General features: G+C 36.8%; 14 protein-coding genes and 1 riboswitch. Of the genes, 13 read left to right on the forward strand and 1 reads right to left on the reverse strand.

Translation table 11 applies throughout. The annotated features are described in order from the left end of the window. Positions 1-3: 3 nt before the first annotated feature. The 8 genes from IGJ27_RS04635 to IGJ27_RS04670 all read left to right on the forward strand — a co-directional run bounded on the left by IGJ27_RS04635 (position 4) and on the right by IGJ27_RS04670 (position 7977). Positions 4-375: a hypothetical protein gene (locus tag IGJ27_RS04635; RefSeq protein ID WP_010719581.1), complete on the forward strand. Its 372-nt coding sequence runs from the start codon at positions 4-6 to the stop codon at positions 373-375. Beyond that, positions 372-1139 carry a segregation/condensation protein A gene (locus IGJ27_RS04640; protein WP_306172388.1) on the forward strand — a complete coding sequence of 256 codons (768 nt, stop codon included), beginning with the start codon at positions 372-374 and terminating at the stop codon, positions 1137-1139. The genes IGJ27_RS04635 and IGJ27_RS04640 overlap by 4 nt, the downstream gene beginning before the upstream one ends. Continuing rightward, on the forward strand, positions 1123-1698 hold the full coding sequence (scpB, locus tag IGJ27_RS04645) for an SMC-Scp complex subunit ScpB (protein WP_010719579.1): 576 nt from the start codon (positions 1123-1125) through the stop codon (positions 1696-1698). The genes IGJ27_RS04640 and scpB overlap by 17 nt, the downstream gene beginning before the upstream one ends. Beyond that, positions 1698-2414, forward strand: a complete 717-nt coding sequence (locus IGJ27_RS04650) for a pseudouridine synthase (protein ID WP_010719578.1) — start codon at positions 1698-1700, stop codon at positions 2412-2414. Before scpB ends, IGJ27_RS04650 begins: the two co-directional genes overlap by 1 nt. A gap of 80 nt (positions 2415-2494) precedes the next feature. After that, positions 2495-2618: riboswitch (FMN riboswitch) on the forward strand. 121 nt (positions 2619-2739) lie between these two features. After that, complete coding sequence (locus IGJ27_RS04655) at positions 2740-3354, forward strand: ECF transporter S component (RefSeq protein WP_010737347.1); 615 nt, start codon at positions 2740-2742, stop codon at positions 3352-3354. 596 nt (positions 3355-3950) lie between these two features. Then, complete coding sequence (locus IGJ27_RS04660; RefSeq protein WP_178306056.1) at positions 3951-5474, forward strand: YfcC family protein; 1524 nt, start codon at positions 3951-3953, stop codon at positions 5472-5474. 151 nt (positions 5475-5625) lie between these two features. Continuing rightward, on the forward strand, positions 5626-6966 hold the full coding sequence (locus IGJ27_RS04665; RefSeq protein ID WP_178306055.1) for a M20 family metallopeptidase: 1341 nt from the start codon (positions 5626-5628) through the stop codon (positions 6964-6966). Between the two features lie 285 nt (positions 6967-7251). Then, positions 7252-7977, forward strand: a complete 726-nt coding sequence (locus IGJ27_RS04670; RefSeq protein ID WP_053766480.1) for an alpha/beta hydrolase — start codon at positions 7252-7254, stop codon at positions 7975-7977. A 375-nt stretch (positions 7978-8352) separates the two neighbouring features. Here the strand turns inward: IGJ27_RS04670 and IGJ27_RS04675 are convergent, their stop codons facing one another. After that, a complete protein-coding gene (locus tag IGJ27_RS04675) occupies positions 8353-8571 on the reverse strand; it encodes a ferredoxin (RefSeq protein WP_010719573.1) in 219 nt (72 codons plus the stop codon). Positions 8572-8601: 30 nt separating this feature from the next. Here IGJ27_RS04675 and IGJ27_RS04680 point away from each other — a divergent pair, with 30 nt between their 5' ends. From IGJ27_RS04680 to rpsA, 5 genes are all read left to right on the forward strand, one after another. Then, on the forward strand, positions 8602-9630 hold the full coding sequence (locus IGJ27_RS04680; protein ID WP_178306054.1) for a helix-turn-helix domain-containing protein: 1029 nt from the start codon (positions 8602-8604) through the stop codon (positions 9628-9630). Beyond that, positions 9614-11005, forward strand: a complete 1392-nt coding sequence (locus IGJ27_RS04685) for a RecQ family ATP-dependent DNA helicase (protein WP_178306053.1) — start codon at positions 9614-9616, stop codon at positions 11003-11005. Before IGJ27_RS04680 ends, IGJ27_RS04685 begins: the two co-directional genes overlap by 17 nt. Before the next feature lie 84 nt (positions 11006-11089). Further along, positions 11090-11716 (forward strand): SAG1386/EF1546 family surface-associated protein, encoded by a 627-nt coding sequence (locus IGJ27_RS04690; protein WP_178306052.1) that lies wholly within the window; start codon positions 11090-11092, stop codon positions 11714-11716. Between the two features lie 46 nt (positions 11717-11762). Then, entirely contained in the window at positions 11763-12440 is a 678-nt protein-coding gene (gene cmk, locus IGJ27_RS04695; protein ID WP_010719569.1) for a (d)CMP kinase, read from the forward strand. Between the two features lie 124 nt (positions 12441-12564). Beyond that, positions 12565-13797 carry a 30S ribosomal protein S1 gene (gene rpsA, locus IGJ27_RS04700; RefSeq protein ID WP_053766444.1) on the forward strand — a complete coding sequence of 411 codons (1233 nt, stop codon included), beginning with the start codon at positions 12565-12567 and terminating at the stop codon, positions 13795-13797. The last annotated feature ends 132 nt before the right edge of the window (positions 13798-13929 follow it).

The raw sequence follows: 13929 nt of genomic DNA on the forward strand, positions 1-13929 counted from the left end.
AAAATGTTAACACATTACCGAAAAGAAAATCGTAAAATTGCTATGGGACTGTTAAGTTTTCATAAGAAACTAACGGATAAATCGAATTTACTCAAAGAAATCAATACCTATGAAACAGAAGAAGGATATGAACTTTTTTTCTTCACACCAGAAGGTTCAACGAATATTCAAGGGATTATTGGTGTTTATTGGGGTGAAAATCAGGAATTGATTATTCACGATGTTTCATTGAATCCATCTTATCGGGGAGATCAGATGGGCTTTCAAATGCTTGATGAACTTCAAGAAAAATACCCAGACTTTTCCATACGACCAACAGAGATTACCCGTCCATATCTCGCAAAATGGGTCGATCGAAACAAGAAGAAAGAGTGAATATGGTGACAGAAATCAATATCAAATTAGATATATTTGAAGGACCCTTAGATTTACTCCTTCATTTGATCCAGCAAATGGAGATCGATATTTATGATATCCCGATTGCAATGATCACTGAGCAATACATGAGTTATATCCATACGATGAAAACTCTTGAACTTGCTGTTGCTGGAGAATATCTAGTGATGGCTGCCACGTTGATGGCGATCAAAAGCAAAACTTTGTTACCTGTTCAAGAAGCAATCATTGAAGATGAGTATTGGGAAGAGGACCCGCGTGACGAATTAGTCAGTCAATTATTGGAATATCGAAAGTATAAGTATGCTGCAGAGCAGTTAACCGAAAAAGCCCAAGAGAGAAGCTTATATTATACGAAAGAACCAGTTGCAGTAGACGATCTCATTGGACAAGAGAAACCATTGAAACGGGGACAAGTCAAAAAGATTGATTTGTTTCATGCGATGGAAAAAATCTTAGAGCGAAAGAAATTCTCAGAGAAAGTTGAAAAAACGATTACTCCTGATGATACAACAATTGAAGAACGTATCATCTTTATTGAAGAGCGTCTTAAGCAACATCATAAGGGATGCTCTTTTGAGTCTTTTTTTGAAACGCCTTCGAAAACAGAAGTAGTCACTACATTTATGGCTTTATTAGAAATGATGAAAAATGGTCAGATCGTTGCGCAACAAGAAGGAAATTATGAAACAATTATGCTTTATCTAGCAGTAGGAGATACCAAAGATGACAAAATTAAGTGAACTTGAAGCCATTTTATTTATTGTTGGCGAGGAAGGAATCGGGTTAGAAGAAATCAGCTATCTGTTAACTATTACGAAAGAAGAGACAGTGGCTTTATTAACGGAATTAAAAACAAGATATGAAAATGATCCAGCTAGTGCTTTGCATATTTTGGAAACAGAGGCACATGTCGTTTTAACAACCAAAAAAGAGTTAGCGCCATTGTTGAAACGCTATGCCCAAGGGACGTCTAATACTCTCTCACAAGCAGCTGTCGAAACGTTGGCGATCATTGCATATAAACAACCGATTACCAGAGTAGAAATCGAACAAATTCGTGGGGTTCAAGTCTCAGGTGCCATTCAACGGCTAGCTGCTCATCAGTTGATTGAAGAAAAAGGACGCGTGGAAGGACCTGGACGACCTATTTTATATGGGACGACTCCTTATTTTTTAGATTATTTTGGTCTCAACTCATTAAAAGACTTACCAGATATACAAGCAATGGAGCATTCATTAAACGAAGAGTCTTCACTCGACTTATTCTTTGATGAAATGGATGAAGGAGAACAGATATAATGGAAAGACTACAAAAAGTAATTGCGCATGCAGGGATCACTTCCAGACGCAAAGCGGAAGAATATATTTTGGCTGGACGAGTAAAAGTCAACGGCAAAGTAGTAAAAGAACTCGGAGTAAAAGTTAGCAAACGTGATTTGATCGAAGTAGATGAAGTGCCGATTTATCAAGAAGAATACGGGTACTATTTATTATATAAACCAAAAGGCGTGATTTCCGCTGTTGCTGATGACAAGGGGCGAAAAGTCGTAACTGATTTGCTTCCAATGGTGAAAGAACGAATTTATCCAGTAGGACGATTAGATTATGATACTTCGGGTATACTGCTCTTGACTAATGACGGTGATTTTGCGCAACGTTTGACCCACCCGAAACATGAAGTAGACAAAGTATATGTGGCGAAAGTCAAAGGGATTGCTACTAAAACAATGTTATCTCCCTTGACGAAAGGGATAAAAATCGAAGGGAAACGAACTTCACCAGCACGTTACCAAATATTATCTGTGGATCCTAAGACAAATCATAGTATCGTTGAATTGACTATCCATGAAGGTAGAAATCATCAGGTAAAAAATATGCTTCAAGCAGTTGGCTTACCTGTTCAAAAATTAAAACGAGAAAAATACGGCGATTTGACGCTTCAAGGCTTACGCCCTGGCGACTATCGTGAGTTGAACAAAAAAGAAGTCAGCAGTTTATTGAATCAATCAAAATGATTACTTACTTATTATAAGAATAAATGATTGCATTTTTTCTCAAGCGATGTATAATGTAAAGGTAAACAAAATTATAAATGGTTCGTCTTCAGGGGCAGGGTGAAATTCCCGACCGGTGGTTATAGTCCACGACCTACTTTACCTAAGTAGCTGAATCGGTGAAATTCCGATACCGACAGTATAGTCTGGATAAAGAAGATAGAGCTTATTTGACGTAGTTTTTTGCCAAATAACTCTAACTCTCCCTGTTATTGGAGAGTTTTTTTATTTGCAAAAAGTTCGTCGAAAAGTTCGCTGAAGAGGAGTCCTAACAGGAGGATTTCAAATGAAGAACACCCGTGTACAAAAAATGGTCGCTGTGGCATTATTTGCTGCGATCGGATTGGTTTTGCAATATATCGCATTTCCGATCATGCCAGCCTTTAGTTTTTTAAAGATCGATTTTAGTGATATCCCAGTACTGATCAGTATGTTTTTATTTGGTCCAGTTGCTGGATTGGTTACAGCTTTCTTACGATCGATCTTACACTTGATCACTACTGGCTTTTCACCAGATAATTTGGTAGGAGATACAGCCAGCTTTTTAGCAACAGCTATCTTTACCTTACCTATTTTCTACTTCTTCCGTAAGAAGACTCAAGTAGGGAAAAATAAGTTTTTAGGTGTGATTTCTGGTACGATCGCAATGACGATCTTCATGAGTGTCGCAAACTATTTTGTGATTACCCCATTGTACCTTATGTTTTTAGGTTTAAATGCTAATCAAATGTTAGGGATGCCGTTAGCTAATTATGTCCTGATCGGAATCGTCCCATTTAATATCATTAAAGGATTTATCGTCAGTGCTGCCTTTTTGGTTTTACACGCAAAATTATTGCCATGGTTAAGTCGGAAACAACACCAGTTGGCACAAAGACATACAGTGACGAACAACAAATAAATAGTACAGCAGCTCATGCTCGTTTATCCATTTTTAGAGGGAAGCATGAATTGATGCCACTTTCTTAATTATTTTATCATTAAAAAAATCAGTCAAGGCTCCTTAACTTTTACAATATAAAAAGTTAAGGAGCCGTTTTTGTCAGTACTAGTATTTCTGAAAAAGTAGTCCAACTATTAGAAAAAAAGGGGATGAGAAAATAAACATTGTTTTTTCTAAAAAGAATTCAAGGAAATAAAAAAATATCGGAAATTTTAATGAAAAAAAATTCATTAACCCACGTTGTGTAAGCGTTTTATAAACGGTGTTTGAGTATTTCTTTTGTTTATGCATAAAAATGTATTTTATGATTCAAAATGTGAAATTAATCACTTTTTGAATGATAAATAGTTTTGTTATAATGGAAGTGGAAAACGCTACAATTGTATTGAAAAAGCTTTACCTTAAATTTTATAGAGAAAGGAGTGAAAGCAGGATTTTTGAATAAAATTTGCCAAATCAATAGGTTATTGTTTTGGTTATCGTATTCTTTTTGATAAAATAACTGATGGAATCACTCTTATAAGATTCTAATGTTACAAGAAAGGGAGAAGAACATGGAACAAACAAAGAAGAAACAATTTCAAATGCCTTCAGCGTATACGGTCTTATTTATTATTATTGCGATTATCGCTGTACTAACTTGGTTCATACCAGCTGGACATTATAGTGTCAATGATGCAGGCAACATCATTGCTGGATCATATGAACGAGTAGAGCAAAATCCTCAGGGGCTATGGGATATCTTTATGGCACCGATTAATGGGATGCTAGGTGTACCTGCTGGGGAATTAACGAAAGAAACACCGGCTGCAATTCCAATTTCATTCTTTATTTTAGTTGTGGGTGGTTTCTTAGGTATTATCAATAAAACTGGTGCTTTGGATGCAGGGATTGCTTCCGTTGTAAAACGCTTTAAAGGGAAAGAAAAAATGTTGATCCCTGTGTTGATGATCTTATTTGCATTAGGTGGTTCAACTTATGGTATGGCGGAAGAAACTATTCCGTTCTATGCTTTATTGATTCCTGTTATGATGGCTGTTGGGTTTGATACAGTTGTTGCAGTAGCTATTGTTTTAGTAGGGTCACAAGTTGGTTGTTTAGCTTCAACCGTTAATCCATTTGCTACTGGGGTCGCTTCTCAAGCAGTTGGTATCTCAATGGGTGAAGGAATCGGGTTACGTTTCTTGATGTTCGTGGTACTATTGGCTATCTCAATTGCTTATGTCTACCGTTACGCATCTAAAGTGGAAAAAGACCCAACGAAATCACTTGTATATAAACAACGTGAAGAAGACATCAAACATTTTGATATCGATTCAATTGGTCGTCAAGAATCAATTACTAAAAGACAAAAACATGTAAATATCCTATTTTTCATTACCTTTGGTATTATGATCATAAGTTTGATTCCTTGGACAACATTGAATAAAAACTTTACGATTTTTGAATCATTAACTAACTGGTTAACAGGGTTACCTGTAGTCGGAACTGTTTTAGGTAAAAACATGCTTCCTTTAGGAGAATGGTATTTCCCAGAAATTACCATGTTGTTCTTAGTGATGGCTATTGTAGTGGCAATCACTTACGGAATGAAAGAATCAGTCTTTATTTCTGAATTCTTGGCAGGAGCTTCAGATTTGATCGGTGTTGCGATCGTGGTAGCTGTTGCACGTGGTATCCAAGTTGTGATGAATAATGGTTTAATTACTGATACGATCTTACATTGGGGTGAACAAGGATTAAGTTCATTGTCATCTAGTGTCTTCTTGATCTTAACGTTTATCTTCTATATCCCTATGTCATTCTTGATCCCATCAACTTCTGGACTAGCAGCAGCTACTATGGGAATCATGGGACCAATGGGTGAATTTGCAGGCGTTGGTAAAGATTTAGTTATCACTGCTTATCAATCAGCATCTGGTTTGGTCAACTTGATCACACCAACATCAGCAATCGTTATGGGGGCTGTTGCGATCGCTCGTTTTGATATTTCCGTTTGGTGGAAATTCACAGGAAAATTGATTGCTATCCTATTTATAGCCATTTGTGTTATCTTAGGTGTAGCGGCAATGTTATAACAAAGTAGACAAAACCGTTGACTTAGAGTGTACATGGTTTTCTACTTGATGTGAATGGACAAGATCCAAGCTCAACTATTTATTGTTTGAAAAAAGAGGTTGTGTCTGTTGTTTTGACATAACCTTTTTATTATATTAGGAGGCTAGTAACATGAAACAATTTGTAACAAAACAACATCATGAACAAGCATTGGAATCTTTAAATGAATTGATTCGAATCCCTTCAGTTCTGGACGAATCAGATACTGGTGAAGGGCATCCTTTTGGGACAAAAGTGATCGAAGCATTGGATAAAGTGTTAGAAATCAGTGAAAATCTAGGATTTAAGACATTTAAAGATCCAGAAGGATATTATGGTTATGCAGAAGTCGGATCTGGCGATGAGCTATTTGGTATCTTGTGTCATATGGATGTCGTTCCAGCTGGCGATGAAAACAATTGGGATTCTAAACCATTTGAACCAACTGTCAAAGATGGTTGGTTGATTGGACGAGGATCACAAGATGACAAGGGACCTTCCATCGCTGCAATGTATGCTGTCAAAGCTTTGATGGATGCAGGCGTTGAATTTAATACACGTATCCGATTTATTTTTGGAACCGATGAAGAAAACTTGTGGCGTTGTTTAGATAAATACAACGAAAAAGAAGAAGGTATTACGCAAGGATTCGCACCAGATGCAGAGTTTCCATTGATTTATGCTGAAAAAGGATTACTACAAGCTTACCTAACTGGACCGGGAACATCTGAATTTTCAGTTAAAGCTGGTGGCGCACTGAATGTCGTTCCAGATGCAGCTCCTTATGCTGGTGAAAAATTAGCTGAAGTCAAAGAAGCATTGAAAAAACATGAATTTGACTTTGAAGATCAAGGAGAATCAATTGTTGTTCTTGGAAAAAGTATTCATGCCAAAGACGCAGCAGAAGGTGTCAATGCAATCTCTCGTTTAGCGATTGCTCTTTCTGAAGTATTTGATTTTGCTCCAATCAACTTCTTAGGTCAATTAGTTCAAGAAAATGCTACTGGTGAAAACGTGGTAGGAAAAACGGTGGATGAACAATCTGGCGAATTGACAATGAACTTTGCTAGTCTGGAAATCACTCCTGAACAAACTAAAATCGGGGTCGACATGCGTATCCCAGTAACTTTCAAAAAAGATGAACTCGTAGAAAAACTAACAGAAACTGCTAAAAAGTATGACTTGACTTATGAAGAATTTGACTTCTTAGATTCCCTTTATGTTCCATTAGACAGTGAATTGATCAAAAATCTTTTAGGAACTTACCGTGATATTACTGGTGATATGACTGAACCATTTGTATCTGGCGGTGCAACTTTTGCGCGGACGATGAACCAATGTGTAGCATTTGGTGCAATGTTCCCAGATACCCCTGATTTTATGCATCAGGCAAATGAACGTTGGGAACTAAGCAGCATGTACAAAGCAATGGAAATCTATGCAGAAGCTGTTTACCGTTTGTGTGGAAAATAATCATTTGAAATGCTCAACTAAATACACTTTAGTTCAATAGAGAACGAAACTGCTCTCTTACTGTTAAAGGCTGATGAAGGTCAATGTACATTCATCAGCCTTTTTTTTGTTATAGTGGGTCTTGTTGACGGGAAGAGTCAGGTCTAAGAAAGATCGCATTTAGTGCCACTGGCTAAACAAATTTATTCTTTTTCAAGAAAAAAGAGTTGCAATTTATTCGTATTTTATTTAGTGTGAATTTATAATCGATCAATAGGTACGATAAAAGGAGAATAGGTGAGAGATGTGAAGATATTTAAGCGAGTATTAATTGGTATAATTATTTTTTTGGGGCTAGCAGGAGGCGCTGGGTACTACTATTTACAACAAAATACCTATGAACCATCTAGTCAAGCAAGTCAAATAGCCCAAAATGGAAAGGATAAAAAAGATTATTTATTTTTTGAGACGAAAGAAAAAAGTCAAAAACCACTGGTTATTTTTTATCCAGGTGCTTTGGTTGAACCAGCTAGTTATAGTGTCTGGGCTGAACAATTAGCAAAAAGTGGGTACTCCGTAGCAATCGCTAAGATGCCTCTTGACTTAGCCATACTTAGTGGGAATAAGGCAGATAAGATCAAAGAAGACTTTTCAAATCGAAATTATGTGATTGGTGGACACTCATTGGGGGGCGTCATGGCGAGTCGTTATGCTAATCAGCATTCTTCTGACAAACACTTAAAAGGAATCTTTTTCTTAGCAAGCTATCCTGATGAAAAAGGTACATTGGCGAAAACGACATTACCTGTATTAAGCCTGACTGCTTCTAATGATAAAGTCTTGAATCAAAAAGCCTATGAATCAGCTAAAGAATATTTACCTGAGCAAACAGAATATGTTTCGATTAATGGAGGAAATCATGGCGGATTTGGCAGCTATGGGGAACAAAAGGGAGACGGTAAAGCTAAGATTACAAATGAAGACCAACAAACAGCGATTATTAATACGTTAATCAATTGGTTAGGAGAATAGAGTTCCAGACCTAAATCTTACAGCTCACTTTAAAAATGAGTAAAAAGTGTGCATCAGCTCTTTGAAAAAAGCTTGAATTTTTTTAAACATGAGAAACTGTTAAAAAAAAATTCAAGCTTATTGTTATCGTAGCTTCCCGCTTCTTTCATGACTTTATCTAAGGCAATTCAGAAGTCCATTTATCAGAAACTTTGCCGAAGAGCTACATAAGTCACAATCTTTATATAAATAGACTAGAGATAAATCAACTCAAACTTTCACTTGAACATAGAAAGAAATTTGTTCAAACACCATTTCTAGGTCAACTGCCTACTTTTCAAATCATCATTATTAGAAACACTTACATTGATCTATATTCATTTGGTTAACTAGTTTTCATGATTTCTCTAATAAAATAGCTCTTACTGGACATTTTTGATAAGCTTTTCTGACGGCTTCCTCGTCAGTTTGAGAAACAAATTGCTGATGAGCTTCTGGTTCTTGCGCAAATAAAACGATTCCTTCTTCATCATAATCAAAGATATCTGGGGCTTCGATTTGACAAAGACCACAAGCGATACAGCGCTCAGGTACTAATTTACATAGTAATGACATTTTGACCATCCTATTCTTAAGGGGAGTAATATGACTTCATTTATTTTAGCTTTATTTTCAACAAGAAACAAGTTAAGGATCAGCTCCTTATACCAAGTTATCACAGGAAAACGAACGAGTTCGGTATTGATTTATAGTTTTTTAAACCATTTATTATTTATACATGGTAGTTTTCCTAAAATGAATCAAGAAGAATTTACACGTATCATTGACCAATTAGTTGACCAAAAGTTCCTTATTCAGCTAGAAGATGGCGTGATGATTACTCATTTAGGTGAAAAAGCTTTAGCAGAAAAAAAGATTGATCTAGAAGGGCTCCATTATGATCGTTATGGCAGAACCGCTGAGAATTGTTGGCGGTTGATCAAGTTTGCTGTTCAAGTTGTCTCTCATCTGGTAAATAATAAAAAGGAATACTTACCGATTGAAACTAGTCCCTATTATACTATCCAAGTAAAAAAATGGTTAGCTGACACACAACTAGATCGACAAACCTTAGCAAAAAAATTAAGCCAAGAACTGAGTGAAATCTTTTCAACGATGACATCTGAATCGGCTAACTTTCTGGCTAATCAATTTTCAGGTATCCAGTCACCTGGTCTATTAACTTATCAATTAACAGAAATAACCAATGAAGTGCAACGTGAATTGTATGAAGCAAAGCAAGTACACCTGCTGCTAAAAACAATCGAAGAAAAAAAAGATTCGTTGCTTTTTCAATTGGTTTCACCACTACTTATGCAAAACTTCAATCAAAGTATGTTAACGACGAGAAAACTGATTTTATCTGGATGCTCAATTGATGAAGTAATGAAGATACGTCATTTAAAAAGAGGAACAGTAACCGATCATTTGATCGAATGGCAACTTTATTTAACTGATTTTCCTTATCAAAAAATGATCACCAAGCAGACATTTAAGCGACTAAGTCAACTATCGAACATCAAAGAATGGAATTATCGAGAATTAAATGAAGTCGCACCACTAGACTATGGAGAGTTTCGTTTTTATCAAATTGGTGTATTGAAAGGGGAACTGAAGAATGTCGCTGAAGGATGAACTACAAAAACGTTTTGGATTTACTTCGTTTCGTTCAGGACAAGAAGAAATCATCCAGTCTTTATTGAATGACCAAGATGTCCTCGCAGTGTTACCTACAGGAAATGGAAAAAGTCTATGCTACCAACTGACCGGTTATCTGCGTGAAGGAATGGTTATCATTGTTTCACCTTTGCTTTCATTGATGGAAGATCAGGTGATGCAACTACAGAAACAAGGAGAAAAGCGAGTTGTTGCTTTCAATAGTTTACTATCTAGAACAGAACGATATTATGTGTTAAATCATTTGTCCAATTATAAATTTTTATTTTTAAGTCCAGAAATGTTGACGCAAAAAGATGTGATAGAACAATTACAAAAACAAAAAATTGGGTTATATGTGATCGATGAGGCGCATTGCGTTTCTCAGTGGGGGGTAGATTTCCGTCCGGAATACCAACAACTAGGAGAAATTGCTCAGAAATTAGGCTCTCCAGTAACGCTTGCCTTGACAGCAACCGCTACTACAGCCGTGCAACATGATATTGAAACTGTCTTGTTTCAAGAAGTGCCAGTTCGAATTATCCATTCGGTTAATCGACAAAATATTGCTTTATATGTCAAAAAGACTTCCCAAAAAGAAGCTGATCTAGAGGACCTGATGAAACAAGCAAAAGGCTCGATGATTATTTATTGTGCGACAAAGAAAGAGGTAGAGCGTTTGTATCAGCTATTTCGCTCACGTTTTACTATCGGCTATTATCATGGTGGATTAGAGGCATCACAAAGGCGACAGTTGCAACAACAATTTAGTCAAAATAAACTTCAATTTTTGATTGCGACGAATGCTTTTGGTATGGGCATCGATAAGCCAGATATCCGTTATGTTGTCCATTACGATTTACCAGATAGTTTAGAAAATTATGTTCAAGAAATCGGGCGTGCGGGAAGAGACCAACAGGGGAGTGAAGCGATTCTTTTATATAAAGAAAATGACGAACGCATTCATTATTTTTTTAATCAACTTTCTAGAGAACAACGACAAAGTTTTGAAATTTATCTGCAATATCATAGCAATGAACAAGAACAATTCGATGAGATTCAACAAAAATGGTTAGAAATAATTGCACAAACGAGCAATCCGCAAGAGTGGTTAAATCGGCTAAAACGTCAAGAAAAAGAAAAGGAATATCGACTACAACAAATGCTTCATTATGTCAATGCAAAGACTTGTCGAAGAGCGCTGATTCTTGAATACTTTGGGGAGAAACTGATAAAAAAACCAGAAAAATGTTGTGATATTGATGGAGCAGTCCTTACGAGTCAGGAAAATAGAGAAGTCAGCCCATCTGTAGAGCTAAAACAGTGGCAAGATATTTTACTAAATTTGTTTTAAAAAAACATTGGATAGAAAATTTATAAGACAATCGCGTTCTGGCTATGGTATAATATTCACGATAGAAATTAGGAGGTTAATAAGGTGAGCAGAAAAGATAGACATCATTCATCAGAAAATAATGAAACACAAGAGCCATGGGAACAACCGATTTATGACACTGAAGACGAAGTTTCTTCAAGAAGTTCTCAACGACAACAAAAGAAAGGCAACACGCTGTTTTTGTCTCTCTTCTTAGTATTATTAGTATTGTGTATTGCAATTCCAGCGGGAGCTTACTTCTGGATTAGAAATGGGTCTTCCAATGCTTCAAGTGCATCATCAACTACAACAACGTCTTCTGTAGTGGAAAGTACGACCTCATCAGAAGTATCATCAACAAAAGAATCAAGTACGGAGCCTGAAAGCACTACTAAGACAGAATCAGTAGTAGCAAGTACACCACAAAGTACTACTGTACCAGAGGAAACAACGCCTTCGACAACGTCTACTTACCAACAAGAAACACAACCAACTAGCACGGTAGAAGAAGCGACAACACCATCCTCTTCGGCTGCTGCAGATGGATCAACAGTGACTGTTCAACCAGGTGACGGACCTAAACAAGTAGCTGAACGTGCCGGGATCACTATTGATCAATTATTTGCATTAAATGGTTTAGATCCAAATAATTATATGATTTATCCTGGACAACAATTAAAAGTTAAATAATCTTAGCCGCAATCTGCGGCTTTTTTTTTGAAAAGGGAGTTATAGCATGACACAAATCAGTATTGCAATAGATGGACCTGCTTCGTCAGGTAAAAGTACTGTTGCAAAAATTTTGGCAAAAGAATACAACTATATTTATACCGATACAGGCGCCATGTATCGTGCCATTACGTATCTAGCGATAAAACATCAAGTACCTTTTGGAGATGAAGAGCAACTCGTAAAGCTGATCCAAGCCTATCCAATCTCTTTTATCCAAGAGACAGACGGTCAACACGTTTTGGTGGCAGACCAAGATGTAACTACAGAAATTCGTCAGCCAGATGTGACCAAGGCAGTTTCTGAAGTTTCTGCTCATCAAAAAGTACGTGAAGCACTGGTTTCGATCCAACGTAAAATTGGTGAACATGGTGGGGTTGTAATGGACGGCCGAGATATTGGTACTTCTGTTTTACCTCAGGCAGAAGTGAAAATATTTTTAGTAGCAAGTGTAACAGAACGGGCACAAAGACGCTATAAAGAAAATATTGAAAAAGGGATACCAACAGAGTTGGAAACTCTTACGAAGGAAATCCAAGAGAGAGATCATTATGATTCTACAAGAAAAGTATCCCCTTTAAGACAAGCGGATGATGCCATTCGAATCGACACTACTGGAAAATCGATTACGGAAGTTGTCCAATCCATCAAAAAAGTGGTCACAGAAAAAGGCTATCTTTTGTAAAAAGGGAAAAACTCAGGATTTTTAGGGTAAACCAAACGAAATCGCTTTATTTTTTTTTAATAATCAATTAAACTAAAATTAGTACCGTTGTTACGGCAGAATGTTGGTTAGGAGGACAAATGTTATGACAGAATTTGAACAAAATCAAACAGAAAACAGTCAATCAATGGAAGATGCAATGAATAGCGTCCAAGAAGTAAACGTTGGAGACGTTGTATCCGGCGAAGTTTTAGTAATCGAAGATAAACAAGTTGTGGTAGGAATCGAAGGTGCCGGAGTTGAAGGCGTCGTTCCTGCTAAAGAATTGTCTACTTCACCTGTTGAAGATATCAACGAGGTAGTAAAAGTAGGAGATACTCTAGAACTTGTAGTTATCAGTACTATCGGAAAAGATAAAGAAAACGGTAGCTATTTGCTTTCAAAACGCCGTTTGGATGCCAAAAAAGTTTGGGAAGATATCGAAAAAGATTTCCAAGCAGGTAATATCATCGAAGCACCTGTGACGAATGTCGTAAAAGGCGGCTTAGTCGTTGATGTAGGTGTTCGTGGTTTTGTACCTGCTTCAATGGTGGAAGATCATTTTGTTGCTGATTTTTCAGAATACAAAGGTCAAACATTGGCGTTCAAGATCGTTGAGATCGAACCTTCAGAAAACCGTTTAATTCTTTCACACAAAGCAGTTGTGGAAACGGAAAAAGAAGAAAAGAAAAAAGAAATTCTAGCCAATATTCACGAGGGAGACGTTATCGACGGACGAGTAGCTCGTATTACTGATTTTGGTGCTTTCGTTGATTTAGGTGGAATTGATGGATTGGTCCATGTTTCTGAGATCTCACATAGCCATGTGGCGAAGCCTAGTGATGCTTTAGCAGTTGGGGATGAAGTTAAAGTAAAAGTTCTTTCGATTAATCCTGAACAAGAACGTGTTTCTCTTTCAATTAAAGACACGTTGCCTGGGCCTTGGACTGATATTGAAGAAAAAGCCACTGTTGGTTCAGTTTTAGATGGAAAAGTGAAACGTTTGACAAGCTTTGGTGCATTTGTAGAAGTATTCCCAGGGGTAGAAGGTCTGGTTCATATTTCTCAAATCTCTCACAAGCACATCGCTACACCTCATGAAGTACTTCATGAAGGGGATGAAGTGCAAGTAAAAGTTTTAGAAGTACATCCTGAAGAACATCGTATTGCCCTTAGCATCAAGGCTTTAGAAGAAAAACCAGCATCGGAAGAAGAACCAAAAGATGTTGAAACCTATGAATTACCAGAAGAAAATACTGGTTTCACAATGGGTGATCTTTTAGGTGATGCTTTGAAAGAAGAAGTCGAAGAAACGACTACTGAGGATTCAGAAAAATAAAATTTTTGAGTGTTCATTTTAAAAAGACTGAAATGAGACAAAAAGATCAATCAATGTTTACAACATTGATTGATCTTTTTCTGTTATTATCACTAGAACTAGTTAAACTCACAAATCGAGTGACAGATAAAA

Origin of the sequence: Enterococcus sp. DIV1726a (genome assembly GCF_051710985.1) — a bacterium.
Classification (GTDB): domain Bacteria; phylum Bacillota; class Bacilli; order Lactobacillales; family Enterococcaceae; genus Enterococcus_B; species Enterococcus_B hirae.